General features: G+C 43.7%; 19 protein-coding genes. 1 reads left to right on the top strand and 18 read right to left on the bottom strand.

Annotation, left to right across the window (positions count from 1 at the left end):
* Nucleotides 1-5: 5 nt before the first annotated feature.
* From ACQXR1_RS05435 to rpsU, 14 genes are all read right to left on the bottom strand, one after another.
* Nucleotides 6-149 (bottom strand): YqzL family protein, encoded by a 144-nt coding sequence (locus ACQXR1_RS05435; protein ID WP_003230053.1) that lies wholly within the window; start codon nt 147-149, stop codon nt 6-8.
* Between the two features lie 147 nt (nt 150-296).
* On the bottom strand, nt 297-1,202 hold the full coding sequence (gene era / locus ACQXR1_RS05430; RefSeq protein ID WP_014664645.1) for a GTPase Era: 906 nt from the start codon (nt 1,200-1,202) through the stop codon (nt 297-299).
* Nucleotides 1,183-1,593 (bottom strand): cytidine deaminase, encoded by a 411-nt coding sequence (locus ACQXR1_RS05425; protein WP_014664646.1) that lies wholly within the window; start codon nt 1,591-1,593, stop codon nt 1,183-1,185. Before ACQXR1_RS05425 ends, era begins: the two co-directional genes overlap by 20 nt.
* 118 nt (nt 1,594-1,711) lie before the next feature.
* A complete protein-coding gene (locus ACQXR1_RS05420) occupies nt 1,712-2,083 on the bottom strand; it encodes a diacylglycerol kinase family protein (RefSeq protein ID WP_069149890.1) in 372 nt (123 codons plus the stop codon).
* Entirely contained in the window at nt 2,064-2,537 is a 474-nt protein-coding gene (ybeY, locus tag ACQXR1_RS05415) for an rRNA maturation RNase YbeY (protein ID WP_014664648.1), read from the bottom strand. Before ybeY ends, ACQXR1_RS05420 begins: the two co-directional genes overlap by 20 nt.
* The gene (pgpH, locus tag ACQXR1_RS05410; RefSeq protein WP_014664649.1) at nt 2,538-4,673 is read right to left on the bottom strand and encodes a cyclic-di-AMP phosphodiesterase PgpH; all 2,136 of its coding nucleotides are present in this window, start codon (nt 4,671-4,673) and stop codon (nt 2,538-2,540) included.
* Between the two features lie 78 nt (nt 4,674-4,751).
* Nucleotides 4,752-5,711 carry a PhoH family protein gene (locus tag ACQXR1_RS05405; protein WP_014477373.1) on the bottom strand — a complete coding sequence of 320 codons (960 nt, stop codon included), beginning with the start codon at nt 5,709-5,711 and terminating at the stop codon, nt 4,752-4,754.
* Nucleotides 5,708-6,904, bottom strand: coding sequence for a sporulation protein YqfD (gene yqfD, locus ACQXR1_RS05400; protein ID WP_003230033.1), 1,197 nt, complete (start codon nt 6,902-6,904; stop codon nt 5,708-5,710). Before yqfD ends, ACQXR1_RS05405 begins: the two co-directional genes overlap by 4 nt.
* 18 nt (nt 6,905-6,922) lie before the next feature.
* The gene (gene yqfC, locus ACQXR1_RS05395) at nt 6,923-7,204 is read right to left on the bottom strand and encodes a sporulation protein YqfC (RefSeq protein WP_003237082.1); all 282 of its coding nucleotides are present in this window, start codon (nt 7,202-7,204) and stop codon (nt 6,923-6,925) included.
* 56 nt (nt 7,205-7,260) lie between these two features.
* Nucleotides 7,261-7,680: a hypothetical protein gene (locus ACQXR1_RS05390; protein WP_014664651.1), complete on the bottom strand. Its 420-nt coding sequence runs from the start codon at nt 7,678-7,680 to the stop codon at nt 7,261-7,263.
* Between the two features lie 24 nt (nt 7,681-7,704).
* Nucleotides 7,705-8,700, bottom strand: coding sequence for a flotillin-like protein FloA (gene floA, locus ACQXR1_RS05385; protein WP_014664652.1), 996 nt, complete (start codon nt 8,698-8,700; stop codon nt 7,705-7,707).
* A gap of 21 nt (nt 8,701-8,721) precedes the next feature.
* A complete protein-coding gene (locus tag ACQXR1_RS05380) occupies nt 8,722-10,035 on the bottom strand; it encodes an NfeD family protein (protein WP_227098798.1) in 1,314 nt (437 codons plus the stop codon).
* A gap of 130 nt (nt 10,036-10,165) precedes the next feature.
* Nucleotides 10,166-10,612: a GatB/YqeY domain-containing protein gene (locus ACQXR1_RS05375; RefSeq protein WP_003230022.1), complete on the bottom strand. Its 447-nt coding sequence runs from the start codon at nt 10,610-10,612 to the stop codon at nt 10,166-10,168.
* A 14-nt stretch (nt 10,613-10,626) separates the two neighbouring features.
* On the bottom strand, nt 10,627-10,800 hold the full coding sequence (rpsU, locus tag ACQXR1_RS05370) for a 30S ribosomal protein S21 (RefSeq protein ID WP_003152957.1): 174 nt from the start codon (nt 10,798-10,800) through the stop codon (nt 10,627-10,629).
* 172 nt (nt 10,801-10,972) lie between these two features.
* Between rpsU and ACQXR1_RS05365 the strand changes: the two genes are divergently transcribed.
* Nucleotides 10,973-11,896: a Na/Pi symporter gene (locus tag ACQXR1_RS05365; protein WP_014664654.1), complete on the top strand. Its 924-nt coding sequence runs from the start codon at nt 10,973-10,975 to the stop codon at nt 11,894-11,896.
* Between the two features lie 36 nt (nt 11,897-11,932).
* Here the strand turns inward: ACQXR1_RS05365 and mtaB are convergent, their stop codons facing one another.
* From mtaB to dnaJ, 4 genes are read right to left on the bottom strand one after another with little or no spacing between them, the layout of a single operon-like run.
* On the bottom strand, nt 11,933-13,288 hold the full coding sequence (gene mtaB, locus ACQXR1_RS05360) for a tRNA (N(6)-L-threonylcarbamoyladenosine(37)-C(2))-methylthiotransferase MtaB (protein WP_069149893.1): 1,356 nt from the start codon (nt 13,286-13,288) through the stop codon (nt 11,933-11,935).
* Nucleotides 13,288-14,058, bottom strand: a complete 771-nt coding sequence (locus ACQXR1_RS05355; RefSeq protein WP_430771832.1) for a 16S rRNA (uracil(1498)-N(3))-methyltransferase — start codon at nt 14,056-14,058, stop codon at nt 13,288-13,290. Before ACQXR1_RS05355 ends, mtaB begins: the two co-directional genes overlap by 1 nt.
* 22 nt (nt 14,059-14,080) lie before the next feature.
* Complete coding sequence (gene prmA / locus ACQXR1_RS05350; protein WP_004398884.1) at nt 14,081-15,016, bottom strand: 50S ribosomal protein L11 methyltransferase; 936 nt, start codon at nt 15,014-15,016, stop codon at nt 14,081-14,083.
* 24 nt (nt 15,017-15,040) lie between these two features.
* A complete protein-coding gene (dnaJ, locus tag ACQXR1_RS05345; protein ID WP_014114461.1) occupies nt 15,041-16,168 on the bottom strand; it encodes a molecular chaperone DnaJ in 1,128 nt (375 codons plus the stop codon).
* Between the last annotated feature and the right edge of the window lie 190 nt (nt 16,169-16,358).

The following is a 16,358-nucleotide window of genomic DNA, read 5'->3' as shown; positions in this document are numbered from 1 at the left end:
GAGGTTTATAAAATTGGATAATCAAATCGGGCTAGCTCATCTTCTAGTTCTTCGGGTCTTTCCATGTTCTCTTTTTCCAGTTCTTTAAAAAGAAGATACGTATCAACATTTCCTGTTTGAGAAAATACGTTCCAGGTAAAATTCAACACAAGAAACCCACCTTTCTGTAGTTAAACTAGCTTACCTAAATTCCAAATTCTTACCTTTATCTTGACCAGATGTCCTCCATTTCATGTTAAACAAAATTTGCTAATGTATCCCTGTTCCTGTGAGATAATGTCCCACACGGCAAGAGATTAATATTCGTCCTCTTTAAAGCCAAAATCGCGAAGCTGGGACATTTTATTGCGCCAATCTTTCTGCACTTTCACCCACAATTCAAGGTAGACACGGGAGCCTAACAGTGCTTCAATATCCGCCCTCGCTCTTTTTCCGACCTCTTTCAGAAGGCTTCCTTTTTTACCAATCACGATGCCTTTCTGGGAATCCCGCTCGACCACAATCGTTGCCGCTACATGCACAGAACCGTTGTCCTGCCCTTTGATGGATTCGATGGCCACCGCAATGCTGTGCGGGATTTCTTCTCTCGTCAAATGCAGCACCTTTTCCCTGATTAATTCAGAAATGATAAATCGCTCTGGGTGGTCGGTGACCTGATCACTCGGATAGAATTGCGGCCCTTCCGGCAAATACGCTTCAATCTGAGCGAGCAATGTTTCGATGTTATTTCCTTCTAGAGCAGAAATCGGAACAATTTCCTTAAAAGGATAACGTCCGCGGTATTCGTCAATTAACAAAAGCAATTGGTCGGGATGAATTTTATCAATTTTGTTTACGATTAAAAATACAGGCGTAGACATCTGCTGCAATTTCTCAATGATGAATTCGTCGCCTTTCCCGTAGCCTTCCTCGGCATTGATCATAAACAAGATCAAATCAACTTCTTTTAATGTATTTTGCGCCACTTTCATCATAAAGTCCCCGAGCTTATGCTTAGGTTTATGAATCCCTGGTGTGTCAATAAAAATGGTTTGTGATGTGCCTGTCGTTAATACCCCTTGCACCTTGTTTCTCGTCGTTTGGGGCTTATCGCTCATGATCGCGATTTTTTGCCCTATGACTCTGTTCAAAAATGTAGACTTTCCTACGTTTGGTCTTCCAATAATGGATACAAATCCTGATTTAAAGCTTTCGTTCGTCATGTAAATCCTCCGATGAAAATGCGCCTGGCAGTAATTCTTCCACAGTCATTTCTTTTATTTGTCCTTGTAAATTAGTCAGTACGACAACAACGTCCTTTGTGCAAAGCTCAGAAATCACCTGGCGGCAGGCTCCGCACGGAGATACCGGTCCAGGGGTGTCAGCCGCAACGGCCAGCATCTGAAACTCTGTATCCCCTTCAGAAACAGCTTTAAATAAAGCGGTACGCTCAGCGCAATTGCACATGCTGTATGCAGCGTTCTCAATGTTGCAGCCTCTGTACACTTTTCCATCCTTGGTAAGAAGAGCGGCTCCTACTTGAAACTTAGAATACGGCGCATATGCCATATCACGCGCTTTTAAAGCTTCTGTTATTAATTCTTGTCTGTTCATGTGTACATTCCTCTCTTACCTATAATGGTACCGCTATCACTTTATATTTTACATAATCGCGCGCTTTTTTTCACGCCCATTTCTAAAAATGTAAAATAAATGTAAGAATTTTCAGCCATTACAGCTTTGGCAAAAAAATAAGTAAACCAATGATACACGAAATGACGGCAAAAACGCAAACAGCCCCGGCGGCAGCGTCCTTGGCCGCTTTAGCAAGAGGGTGATGTTTGTCAGTTATTAAATCAACCGTATGTTCAACGGCTGTATTTAAAAGCTCAAGCGAAAACATTCCGCCAATCAAAAGGAATATAATCACCCACTCTATCGTGCTGAGTCCTACAAGGAAGCCGCAAATGAGAACAACGCAGGCGGCTGCGGCATGAAATTGGAAATTCCGCTCCGTCCGCGCTGTTTTCCAGATTCCCCGGCCTGCATGCACGAAGCTTTTGTAGAATCGCTTCAGCTCATTTCTATGATCTCTTGAGTCCATAAGCGTCCAGCAAATCCTTTTGCTTAGTAAACATCTCCTCTTCTTCCTCTTTCGTCATATGGTCATATCCTAAAAGGTGCAGAAATCCGTGTACGGCAAGAAATCCGAGCTCTCTTTTAAAAGAATGATTATACTCCTCTGCCTGCTCTCTTGTGCGATCGGCACTGATGATAATATCACCTAAAACCGGAGGCATCTCCGCGCCCACGATTTCGACCTCGCCTTCTCCCTCTTCTTCAAGAGCAAATGAGATGACATCTGTCGGTGTATCCTTTCCCCGGTATTCTTTGTTAATCTGCTGTATGTCATCATTGGTAACGATCGTGACAGAAACCTCAGCCTGATCCTGAACGCCTTCACGCTCAGCAGCAAATTGAAGCAGATTTTCTACTTCTTTGAGCATCTCTTCTGAGACGCTTCCTGTTTCATCAACGATATCAATCAGTAAACTCATCTATTTCACCTTCTTAGTAGCCTCCGGATATTCAATCCGGGAGTGGAAAATTCCTTTTAATGTTGCACAGAGCGTTTTTGCGATTGTATCCAGCTCTTTAAATGTCAAATCGCATTCACTGAACTGTCCGTCCTGAAGCTTATCGGATATAATACCCCGGACAAGCTTTTCAATTCGTTCAGGATTTGGGTTATGCATGGATCTGACGGCCGCTTCAACACTGTCGGCCACTGATATAATTGCGGCTTCCTTTGACTGCGGCTTCGGCCCCGGATAACGGAACTCTTCCTCTGTAATCTGGTCGCCTTTTTCCTTCGCCTTATAGTAAAAAAACTTTAAAAGCGAGGTTCCATGATGCTGCTCGGCAATATCGACAAGCTCTTTCGGAAATTTATAGCTTCTCAGCATGTTCGCACCGTCAGTCGTATGCGAGATGATAATATTTTTACTCAGCTGAGGTGACAGCTTGTCATGCGGATTGTCAATATTCATTTGGTTTTCAATAAAATATTGCGGGCGCTTTGTTTTTCCGAGATCGTGATAATATGCGCCGACTCTTGCAAGCAAACCATTAGCCCCAACCGCTTCACAGGCTGCCTCTGATAAATTGGCAACCATTACACTGTGATGATATGTACCTGGTGTTTCTGTCAGTATTTTGCGCAATAGCGGATGGTTAGGATTAGACAGCTCGAGCAGCCTCATGGTGGATAAAATGCCAAAGCCCGTCTCAAAAAACGGCATCAGGCCGATGATCAATACAGATGAAGCAAACCCCGACACAACCCCCATGAGCATTAACGTGCCGATTTCAAGACCCGACAGCGCAGTGTTCTGGATCAATAATAAGGATAGAACGACAACCATATTAATAAACGCCACGAAAAGTCCGGTCTGCAAAATCTTTGATCTTGCATTGTGTTTTCCTAAAAATAATACACCTGAAATGCCGCTGATCAAATAATAAATCCCTATGACATAATTGAATGTTCCTGTCACACCCTGATTAAACATCATACTTCCGCAAATCGCAAGAATGATACTTCCCAAAATGGCAATGCGTTCATTCATCAGCAGTTTGATTAAGATGGCGCCGGCCGCAATGGGGACCAGATAGCCGATATTATTATACTCCATCTTCTGAAACAAACTGACAACCTCCATGATCACAAGCAAAAGTGTTGTGATTATGGAGAATAACAGAATGGATTGGTTTTTAAACTTCAGATTTTGTTTCTGTTTTTCAAAATAATATACAAGTGTTGCAATGAAAAGTCCGATCATAATCAATAGCCCGCTGATCGGTTTAAAGAGATTTGAGTTATTTAATAACCCGGTCAGCTCAAGTTTTCTGTACACTTCCCGATCAATGAGGTCATTTTCTTCCACGAGCACTTGCCCCTGTTTGATTTGAACCTGCTGGACATTATCTGAGGCTTCCTGCCGTTTTGCCTCTGTTGCTTTCGGATCGAAGACGTAATTCGGAATAATAGCAAAACGCCCGATTTCTGTCGCAGCTCCCAAGTATTTAGAAGGAATAGAATTGCTTTTTAGCTCTTTTTCTACCTTATCCTTTGCATCAGATAGTTTATCCGAAGGGATTTCACTGCTCATGACCGTATTTACCGCGGTAATGACCGTATCTCTGACAAAAGAAAAGTCTTCACTGTCTGCTTTCAGCAATGTCTTGATGGAATCCTCCGATATAGAATCATTCACATCTGATGTCAATTTATCCTTTACGGATTTGACCATTGATTTTTCCGATGGGGATTTGCTGCCTTCTTCCGATGATTTTTTCACTTCACTGATACTGTCGAATATTGATGACACAAGGTCTATCCGATTATCTGTGTATTCTTTTTTTAATGTATATTGATCCTCAACCGCGTCCTCAGCGGCTTGCTTTTTTTCCTCCGTGGCTTTTTGATCTTCCACGGTTGCCGGAGCATAAATGGTCTTGTCGCTGACTGAAAACAGGTCTAAATCAAGTGTTTCCGGCTTAACATGTACAAAGAGCAAAGCAAACATAATGGCAGCCAGCAGAAGATACAGCAGTACATGCATGGAGCGGGCATTTTTAAAATTGCTCCATTTTTTTGAGCTGCTTTTGGTCTTAGCCTTCTTTTTCAACACAAGAACCTCCTCTTGAAACATCAAGCCCACAAGCAATCATAAAAATGACCCGATAACGCGCGATCGGGTCATTCAGCATTAATTTTGCTTATCGTATGCTTCAATAATTTTCGCAACAAGCGGATGTCTGACCACGTCTGTCTGGTCTAGCTCAATCATAGAAATGCCGTCTATTCCTTTCAGCATCTCCTTCGCTACTGCAAGTCCCGATTTGACGCCTTTCGGCAGGTCAATTTGGCTAACGTCACCTGTAATGATCATTTTAGAGCCAAAACCCAGTCTCGTCAAAAACATTTTCATTTGAGCAGGCGTGGTATTCTGTGCTTCATCAAGTATAACATAAGCATCATCAAGCGTCCGTCCCCTCATATATGCAAGCGGAGCAATTTCAATGATGCCCCTTTCCATCAGACGTTCTGTATGATCTGCCCCAAGCACATCATGGAGAGCGTCATACAGCGGGCGCAAATAAGGATCTACTTTTTCTTTTAGGTCACCTGGGAGAAAACCGAGGCTTTCACCGGCTTCCACGGCAGGCCTTGTTAAAATGATTTTTTTAATATGTCCGTTTTTTAAAGCATGGACTGCTTTTACGACAGCCAGGTACGTTTTCCCGGTTCCCGCCGGACCAATGCCGAATACAAGGTCATTCCGCTTCATAGCGGCCACGTATTCCCGCTGTCCCATTGTTTTTACACGGATTGATTTTCCTTTTGCGTTTTTTGTAATTTCTTCTTCATACATGCTTTCAAAGTATTCAAGTTCATTCTTCTTTGCCATTTTGATGGCGTAAATCACATCACGTTCAGAGATCTCTATCCCCTTGCGAATTAAAGCGAGGAGTGATCCCAGCAGCCTGTCTGCAATCTGAAACGATTCATCATCGCCTGAAACATAAATCGTCTCGCCGCGCGTAATGATATTTACATTCAGATCTTTCTCCATCAATTTCAAAAAAGAATCTTGGTTCCCGAAGAGTGAAAGCGCCTCGTCCGGGTTTTTCAGTTTTTGATTCATCGCAAGTAAATGTTCTGTCATTCTTCAGTCTCCCTGACAATAGGTGTGGTTTGAACGATATCTTCTATAACTTGGTAGAGAATAATCAACTTTACTTTACCATTCTCAACAGTCTGGTGCAAAACTTTTTCACTTTTCACCTCGCCGTTTTCGCCTATTTTATCCTCTACATCCTGTTTACCCAATTTAATGCCTTCTTGAACTGCTTCTTCTTTCGTATATTTTCGCAAAGCCTCTTCACTTTCTCTTGTTTGCTCTTTGACATAGGATACAGGGAGCTTAAATCCGAGAAAATGAAGCGAGTGCTTTTCTTGTTCTGTTTTTGGATGCTTCAATTCCTCTTTTTTAAACGTCATCCCCCAGATCGGGATTGCCAACGAGCCAAAAGAAAGCTTGTGCTTTGTCCTTACTTTGCCCGTATAGACGTTAAATAATGTTTCAAGCGGAACTGTCACTTCTGATCTATACCAGGTTTCTCCGTAAATTTCTGCTTTTGAGGCGACTTCCTGCTGATGGTCTTCACTGCCGATCAGCCCAGAAACAAGCAGCTGTCCCTTTTCAACGTGGTCGTGTATGGCGGCCATGGGCTGCCCTTTTTGCACAAACATTCTCGTAATCGTTGCTTTCTTTTTGGCGACAATATTGCGCGGGCTAACATACTTTTCTTTTTCGGGCTCATTTTTCTCCACGACTTTCATGTGAATGGTCGTCCCCTTCAGATCAACGCCGACCCAGGTGATATTGTCTATTCCATTGGTTAATGATTTCTGTATTTTTTCGGGCGACATCATTAAAAACTGCAGACGGCCCTTTTTGACGCCGATTTCATTAAGATGCTGCCTCATTTGATGCTCTGTTTCAGGCTTAGCGCCTGTCACATCAATTTTCCACACCATATTGGAAAGCAAAAACAAAAGGATGAAAAAAATCGCAAAACCGATCGTAAACCCTATATTCAGTTTTGATTTCAGCAACAGGAAGGGAAATCCCTTCCGATTGATAAATCGGGCTTTACATTTAAATTTACTTCTCACCCGCCGAAAGGCATGTACATCCTGAAGCTGTATATATAACGATACGGCTTCTTTCTTTTTTTTGACATGAAAGACTGGAATCCCCTGTCTTGTGCATTCATTAAGGAGCCGCTCAATCCCTCTTCCCGTCAATTCAAGCTGGACCTTACCCGAAAAAAAAGACAGCCATTTATTTTTCACAACATTTCCCCCTCGGCTTTATGACTCAACATATCGAACGACATCAATCGTACCCTCCAAAAGTATTTCTTCCGGAAGAATCGCCTTGATGACAAAGTTTTTACCAGATATGATGCACTGGCCCTGCTTCAGCATCAGCCTCACTTCATTCTCGCTGAAAAGCAAAAGGCCTCTGTGGTTTTCTATGTAGATATGAAGTCTGCCAACCATTGTAATCCTCGGCAGATCCATCATAACGTCCGGGGGAATTTCCAATGCTCTTGTCAGCCAAGCTTTCACACGATTCTTTCTTTGCCCCATACAAAAAGAACCCCCTTTCATCTCATATGTATGATTTGAAAGGAGGTTCTAACACTTTAATTTTTACGGGCCGGGCGCATCGTATGATGAGGTTTTTTCGCCCTTGGAGGTCCGAATACCTCTCCTAGAACGATCCCCTGTACCACGGTGTCTTTATTCACCTGGAGCATTTTTTGTTTTGTGTATACCGCTTTTTGTTTGGCAGCAGCAAGATCTCGTTCCAGCCCTTTCAGATTTCTTTCTGTTTCCCTGCGTCTTTCTTCCGCTTCCCGTCTTGCCTGTTCCATGCGGTTAGGGATAGGTGCAGGAGCTTCTTCTTTTGACTGCTTCTTTTGAGGGGAAGCAGTTTGCACCTGTTGAGGTATTTTTCTTTTTTGGCTGTTTTGCTTTTCTTCTTTGCTCTTTTTGCCGAAAATCGCAGAAATAATTCCGATGATCGCTGCAATAATAAGCGGATTTGTCAGTAGATCTTCCATCAGCGTTCTCCCTTCTTAGAGAGATTATGATTTGCGGTCTTCATCCGACGGGTCTTTCGTCAGCTTGCCGAATGAATCACGCATATCTGTGTCAGCATCAATGTTCTTGATATTCATGTAATCCATGACGCCAATATTCCCTTCACGCAAGGCTTCCGCCATCGCAAGCGGCACTTCCGCCTCGGCTTCTACCACTTTCGCGCGCATTTCTTCTACGCGGGCGCGCATTTCCTGTTCTTGAGCGACAGCCATTGCACGTCGTTCTTCCGCTTTTGCCTGCGCGATGTTTTTATCAGCCTCGGCCTGATCAGTTTGTAAAATCGCACCGATGTTTTTACCGATGTCAACATCAGCAATATCAATCGAGAGAATTTCAAATGCCGTTCCTGAGTCCAATCCTTTTCCTAGTACCGTCTGAGAAATCATGTCGGGGTTTTCAAGCACTTTTTTGTGATTTTCGGATGAACCGATTGTAGAGACGATCCCTTCACCGACACGGGCAACAATGGTTTCTTCCCCCGCTCCCCCGACGAGACGTTCGATATTCGCTCTTACTGTGATTCTCGCTTTCGCTTTCACTTCAATACCGTCCATGGCCACACCGGCAATGAACGGCGTTTCAATGACCTTAGGATTAACGCTCATTTGAACAGCTTCCAATACATCCCGGCCGGCAAGATCAATGGCAGCACAGCGCTCGAATGTGAGTTCAATGTTAGCTCGCTGGGCGGCGATAAGCGCGTTGACAACTCTGTCAACATTACCTCCGGCCAGGTAGTGGCTTTCAAGCTGGTTTGTTCCAACATTAAGTCCCGCTTTATGCGCTTTAATCAGCGGGTTAACAACCCGATTCGGTATGACGCGGCGAAGCCTCATCCCAACCAGGGTGAAAATGCTGATTTTCACTCCGGCTGCTAAAGCTGAAATCCAAAGCATTACAGGCACAAATGTAAAAAATACAGCCAAAACAATGATCGCGACTGCGACAATTGCCAGAATCATAAATGTTGACGGATCCATATAACTTCTCCTCGTTTCTATTTAAATTTCTCTCACGACAATACGTGAGCCTTCTACTTTAATCACTTTTACTTTCTTATCTTTTTCTGTAAACGATCCCTCCGAAACAACGTCAAGGCGTTCATCGTCAATAATGACGGTACCGGAAGGACGCAGCGGTGTAGAGGTTATACCCACCTTTCCCATTAGGTCCGTCCGCGTTTGATTTGATACGTAGCCGCTCTCGGTATTTGTAGAATCATTTAATATCAATTTTCTAAAGAATTTCATACGCTTTCCCAACACCCTTGTCAGTAAAATAAAAGCTGTAATTGAAACAGCTGTGGCGATCAAGAGAGAAACCGCCATGACAGTGAAGCTCCCCGCGGCTAAAAACAGGCTCACAATAATCGATCCCAAGCCAAGTAAACCAATGATTCCTCCAGGAAGGAAAATCTCAAGCAGGATGAGGATCACCCCTGCGATAAAGAGGAGAACCGTCTCATACCCGGCAAGGCCTGCTGCGAGATGACCGTAGAAAAACAGCAATAACGCAATGAATCCAGCCGTTCCAGGGAGGCCGACACCCGGGGAAAAAAGCTCTACTGTCAGACCTAAAAAAGCGATAGTCAGCAGAATGGGGACAATGACCGGACTCGTCAGCCATCTTGCTGTTTTTTCCGCAAAGCTTTCCTTTGCATAGCTGATCTGCGCTTTTTCGAACCCAAGCTTCTTTACGAGCGCGGATACATTGTCAGCAGTGCCTTCTGAATAGCCTACCTCCCTCGCCTTGTCTGCGTTAAGTGTCAGCAGATCTCCCTTAGGCGCGCCGACTTCCTTGGCATCTATATCCGGGTCAGCCATTGCGAGCGCATATTTTGGATCGCGATTATTTTTCACTGCGGCATCTTCCATCTCTGCCAGCCAAAGTGATTCAGCTTTTTGGTCAGCGGCATTGCCTTGGCCATCAATAATCGCGGCGGCTCCCATTTTTCCGCCAGGCGCCATATAAATGTGATCGGCTTGCAGCGCAATGTATGCACCAGCAGACAACGCGCGTTTGTTTACATATGCAGTTACGGGGATCTCGCTTTCGGTGATCACATCCGCCATATCAATAGCAGATTTGACTAATCCCCCCGGTGTATTGATATCAAGAATAATATGGGCTGCATGTGCATCCTTTGCATCTTGTAACGAACGGGACAAAAACGAGGCGAGACCCTGTTCGACATTTTTCTCAACCGGGATCACATATACAGTTTGTTTTTCTGCTTTTGCGTTCAGCTGTACGCCAAATAAAGAAAGTAAAAATATACTCAAAAGAACAGCACGGAATCCTTTGATTTGAAGCAAGGGCTGTGTATCCCTCCTTCCTTTTATAATAAGTGCCTTCTCTTCATACGTAACAAATGTATCAAAGGTTTCATTTTTTTATGTATAAAAAAAGACATCTCTCTTAGAAAGATGTCCTTTTCTTTGCCATTTAAGACAGTTGACTGCTCACAAGCTTATTAATTAAACTTCCGTCAGCTTTACCTTTTACTTTAGGCATAATTGCCCCCATCACTTTGCCCATGTCCGCTTTTGAGCTCGCACCGACCTCTGCGATGGTTTCATTTACGATTGTACGCAGCTCTTCTTCTGACAGCTGCTCAGGTAAATAAACTTCTAAAATGTCCAGCTCTTTTTGAACTTTATCTACTAAATCTAAACGATTAGCGTTTGAAAATTCCTGGAGGGAGTCTTTACGTTGCTTAAGTTCACGAGAAAGGACAGTGAGTTCCTCATCCTCGGTCAAACTGTCTTTCTTAAGCTTAATTGCTTCATTTTGAAGTGAAGCCTTAACCATTCGAACGACAGTCAGTTTGTCTTTCTCACGGTTTTTCATATACAGCTTCATATCCTGGTTGAGACGCTCAAGAAGACTCATAAATCCACCCTCTTTTAGAATTTGCGTTTTCTAGCAGCTTCAGACTTTTTCTTGCGCTTTACGCTAGGCTTTTCATAAAATTCACGCTTTCTTGCTTCTTGCAAAGTACCTGTCTTTGATACACTGCGTTTGAAGCGACGAAGAGCATCTTCAAGCGATTCGTTTTTTCTAACGACCGTTTTTGACATTCTCTTTCCCTCCCTCCGAATACACCAATCGACTACCTTTAAGTTACACATATAAACATGTACTTTGACATTATAATATAAGCCATCAGTCAGGTCAACTAAGTGAGTTCACTTTTCCGTCATGAGTGAGACTGCCTGTCTATATAATGATGGAAAGGGGTTGGTGAATAGGATGTTGATTCTGATCAGTTTTACAGCTCTTATATTATTCTTTCTCGCAGGCATGAATATGCTTCGAAAAGGCTTAATATCGATGGCGTACTCAAAAATTGAAGACCGTTTGCTATTATTTACGGATCACCCGCTAAAAGCGTTTCTTATCAGCATTGTATTTACGGGGATACTTCAGAGCAGTTCAGCCTTTATGGTCATTGTCATCGGCTTTGTCAGTGCAGGCGTTCTTTCTTTTAAGCGGACGATACCGATGATTCTGGGGACAAATGTTGGCTCTACTTTTACAACTGAATTTATTGCCATCAAAATGGATATTTTGATTTGGGTTCTTTTAATAGGCGGTTTATTGTTTTTTCTGACTGGCAGGTATCCTTTAAAACAGCTGGGAACAAGCTTCCTCGGATTGGGCATCATCTTCTTTTGCATCAGTGGATTCAGCCACCTTGCCGGGCCGCTGACAAAGCTGAAAACGGGCGCCGACGTTCTATACCACGTTAACGATTCAAACTGGTCAGCTTTGCTCATCGGAATGGTGTTAACTGCCATCATTCATTCCAGCTCTGTCTGTATCGGCATTTTAATGAGTTTTATGAATGAAGGGATTATCGGATTGACACAGGCGATGAGCGTTGTGCTCGGATCAAATATCGGGACATGCATTACAGCTGTCATGGCGGCTGTATCCGGCGGATATGCGGCGAAACAGACAGCGTATGCCCATGTGGTGTTTAATGTGCTAGGCGTGGCTCTAGTATTGCCTTTTCTGACCGCAGCGACTGGCTTTGTAGAACAGTTATCACCCGATCCCGCCCAAAGGATTGCCCATTTCAGCCTTTTATTTAATGTAGTGACAGCTCTTTTATTTCTTCCGCTTACAAACTTGTTTTACCGATTGATTCACCTTCTAATCCCAGCTAAATAAAAAACCGGGACATTTTAAATGCACCGGTTTTTTAGGTTAAGAAGACAAACGCATATGTTCAGTTATTTCATCCTCAACAACGCGGACAAATTGCCCTTCGTTGTAAGGATAACCTGCTTTCAGGATTTTGACTTTTACAATTTTGCCGATCATATCTTCCGTGCCTTTGAAAACAACCTTCATATAATTGTCTGTGTAACCGACAAACATATTTTCTTCTTCTGTTTCCTTAAACGCTTCCTCAGGGATAATCTCAAGCACTTCATTTTCATACTGAGAAGCGTATTCCTTTGCAAGCTGGTCAGAAAGAGCAATCAGGCGGTGCACACGTTCGTTTTTCACGTTTTCATCCACTTGGTCTTCCATTCGCGCAGCTGGTGTTCCTGTACGTTTACTATAAGGGAAAACATGCAGTTCAGAGAATTTATGTTCTTTAATAAAGTTATAGGTTTCCATAAATTCTTCTTCCGTTTCACCAGGGAACCCTACAATTACATCAGAAGTAACAGCTAAGCCTGGCAGTGCTTTTTTCAATTTGTTTAAACGGTCTGCAAAGAATTCCATTGTATATTTGCGTCTCATCCGTTTAAGCACTGTGTTTGATCCGGATTGGATAGGAATATGCAAATGATTCACTATCTTATCTGAGCGGTCTAAGACTTCGATCACTTCGTCAGTGATTTGGCTGGCTTCAATTGAAGAAATTCTGATCCGTTTCACGCCTTCTACACGAGAGTCTAATTCGCTTAAAAGCTTAGCGAAGTTGTAATCTTTCATATCCTCGCCGTAGCCGCCCGTGTGAATACCTGTAAGAACAATTTCTTTATAGCCGGCATTGACAAGCTGCTGCGCTTGTTTAATGACTTCTTCAGGGTCACGGGAGCGTAGCAGGCCGCGCGCCCACGGAATGATACAGAATGTGCAGAAATTATTGCAGCCCTCCTGTATTTTCAATGACGCTCTTGTCCGGTCCGTGAAAGCAGGCACATCGAGCTCTTCATATACTCTTGCTTTCATGATGTTGCTTACGCCGTTAATCGGCTGGCGTTCTTCACGGTATTGGTCGATGTAGCCAAGCATTTTTTCACGGTCCTGTGTTCCAACTACAATATCGACACCAGGGATCGCCATAATCTCAGCAGGTGAGGTTTGCGCGTAGCAGCCTGTGACACAGATGACACCGTCAGGATTTTGACGAATGGCGCGTCTGATCACTTGGCGGCTTTTTTTATCTCCAGTATTAGTTACTGTACATGTATTAATGACATATACATCAGCTGTTTGTTCAAAGTCTCTTCTTTCATAGCCCGCTTCTTTGAAAAGCTGCCAGATTGCTTCTGTTTCATAATGGTTGACCTTACAGCCAAGCGTATGGAAAGCAACAGTTGCCATTACTGATCACCTCTTAATAACTCTGTTTGATAAGAAATCGCACTCAACGCATATAGCGGAGCGGTTTCTGTCCTTAAAATTCTCGGTCCAAGGCCGCACGACACACCGTCTTTCTCAGTGAGCCGTTCAACCTCCGCTTCTGTTAAACCGCCTTCGGGACCAAATACGATCAAAAGAGATGATCCTTTCGGAAGGCTGCTTACAACCGCGCTGAATGCGCTTATTTCCCCTTGCTTCGATGACTCCTCGTATGCAACGACACATTTATCGAAATCCTGCATCCTTTGAAGAAGCTGCTGAAAAGAATGGACATCCATCACTTGCGGCACTTCGTTACGGTACGATTGTTCAGCCGCTTCCTTCGCAATTTTCGTCCATCTTTCCCGCTTTTTCTTTGCCTTTTTGTCATCCAGCTTGACAACAGAACGCGCGGCTTGGAAAGGAATAAAGGCATGAGCTCCGAGCTCAGTTCCCTTTTGGATAATCCATTCAAGCTTATCTCCTTTCGGGAGGCCGCTCGCAATATAGATCTTTATCGGAAGCTCTCTGTTTTCATTCGTCCATTCCATCACAAGGCAGGACACTTTATCTTTGGAAACAGATTGAAGTTCACATTTTGCCTCGAAGCCGTCTCGAGAGCAGCAGATGATCTGATCTCCCTCATTCATTCTCATCACGTTTACAATATGATGAACATCTTCGCCGGTAATCGAAAAAGCCGGCGCTTCCTTTATTTGCTGCTTCGTGAGCTCGATAAAATATCGTTGCATACGCTGTGACACCTACTAACTGTTATTTTTTCGCAATAATGCTGACCCAATCTTCCATTGAAAGGATTTCTACAATGGTAAAGCCAGCTTGTTCCAGTGCTTCTTTTACTTCTTGTTTTTTATGACCGATGATTCCTGACGTAATAAAGTGGCCGCCCTCTTTTAACAGGCTGTACGCTTGTGAAGTAAAGCGAAGAATGACTTCAGCCAAAATATTGGCCACAATTACATCATGTTCCCCTTCAATCCCGTCTAACAAATTGTTTTGCTTCACTTGAGCAATATCGCTGACTTTGTTCAGCTTGAGATTGAGGCGTGCACTTTCTACAGCCACGGGATCAAGATCGTAGGCATGAACCGATTCAGCCTCTAGCATTGCAGCCGCAATACTTAAAATTCCCGAACCAGTGCCGACATCAATCACCTTATCACCCTTTTGCACAAAGCGTTCAAGCGCCTGAATGCAGAGTACGGTTGTTGGATGTGTCCCTGTGCCGAAAGCCATTCCCGGGTCCATTTCAATAATCAGTTCATCAGTATGGACCGGCGTATATTCCTCCCACGTCGGCACAATTGTAAACTTTTCAGAAATTTTCACAGGATGATAATACTTTTTCCAGGCAGTCGCCCACTCTTCTTCATTTACTTCAGAAATAGTGATGTGGTTTCTGCCCAAATCAATATTGTAAAGAAGGAGATTATTAATCGTTTCTTTAATGCCGTCTACAGTTTCGCCCAGAAAACTGTTAACCGGCAGATATGCTTTGACAATGACACCCTCATCTGGGTAATCATTGGGGTCGAGCTGGTAGATTTCCCCGTACACATTCTCACGTTCTTTAATTAAATCAAGCGGGTCCTCTATCACAACCCCACTTGCACCAGCTTCATGCAATATATTTGAGATAGGTTCGACCGCTTCATGTGTTGTGTGAATGCTTAATTCGGACCATTTCAAAACTACCAACTCCTCATCCAATAATTAATCGCCTTTAAACGCGCGTTTTACCTTGTCAAAGAAACTCATTTCCTGTTCGTCAGGCAGGTTTCCGCTGACTTCGGCAAATTCGCGGATAATGTCTTTTTGTTTATCTGTCAGGTTTGTCGGCGTAACGACGCGGACGACGATATGCTGGTCACCCTGTCCATAGCCCCTGACATTTTGAACGCCTTTTCCTCTTAATCTGAATTTCGTTCCTGTTTGTGTACCGGCTGGAATTTTCAATTTCACTTTTCCATGCAGCGTCGGAACTTCTACCTCATCTCCAAGAGCAGCCTGAGCAAACGTTAACGGCATTTCACAGTAAATATCATCGCCGTCACGCTCGAAAAACTCGTGGGCGCGCACGTGGAACACGACAAATAAATCCCCTGCAGGGCCGCCGTTTACTCCTGGTTCACCCTGTCCCGAGAGACGAAGCTGCTGTCCGTCATCTACACCGGCTGGAATTGTCACGTTGATTTTTTTGCGTTTTTTGATTTTTCCTTTGCCGCCGCAATCCGCACATTTGTCTTTAATAATTTTGCCCGTACCTTCACAGTGGTGGCAGACCCGTCTGTTCACGACTTTTCCAAACGGCGTATTTTGCTCCACGTTTAACTGGCCGGAGCCTCCGCAGTGGGAACACGTTTCCGGGTTTGTTCCAGGTTTCGCACCTGAGCCTTTACATGTGTCGCACGTTTCCTCGCGCGGAATTTCAATCGTTGTTTCTTTACCGAAAGCGGCATCCTCGAACGACAGGGTCATCGTATATTGCAAATCGGCACCTTGGCGCGGTGCGTTTGGATCTCTTCGTCTTGTGCCTCCGCCGAAAATACTTGAAAAAATATCATCGAAACCAAAACCGCCGAAATCGCCGCCGCCAAAACCTCCGCCGCCGAAGCCCTGATTAGGATCAGTATGCCCAAATTGGTCGTAATGCGCACGTTTTTGGTCATCTGACAGCGCTTCGTACGCTTCTTTTACCTCTTTAAATTTTTCATCTGATCCGGCTTCTTTATTAATATCTGGATGATATTTTTTTGACAGCTTCCGATAAGCTTTTTTAATTTCATCCTTTGAAGCGCTCTTACTTACTCCCAGCACTTCATAGTAATCACGCTTACTCATCTCGCTTCACTCTCCCGAATTTCTCACATAAATTAGATTGTATCATTTTGAATTATGATTTTTCAATTCCTTTTATCCCGGGCAAGAAAAAAAGTCAAAGCCAAGAGATGCCTGACTTTGACTTTCTAATCATTGAATCAGATTATGAAATGTGTTCTTTTCTGTCAGCCCCGGAAGCGGGACTGACTTT

Origin of the sequence: Bacillus sp. ATD, assembly GCF_050585765.1 — a bacterium.
GTDB classification, from domain to species: Bacteria; Bacillota; Bacilli; order Bacillales; family Bacillaceae; genus Bacillus; species Bacillus stercoris.
The sequence above is the reverse complement of the archived record's forward strand: the minus strand, read 5'-3'. Positions and strand labels throughout refer to the sequence as shown.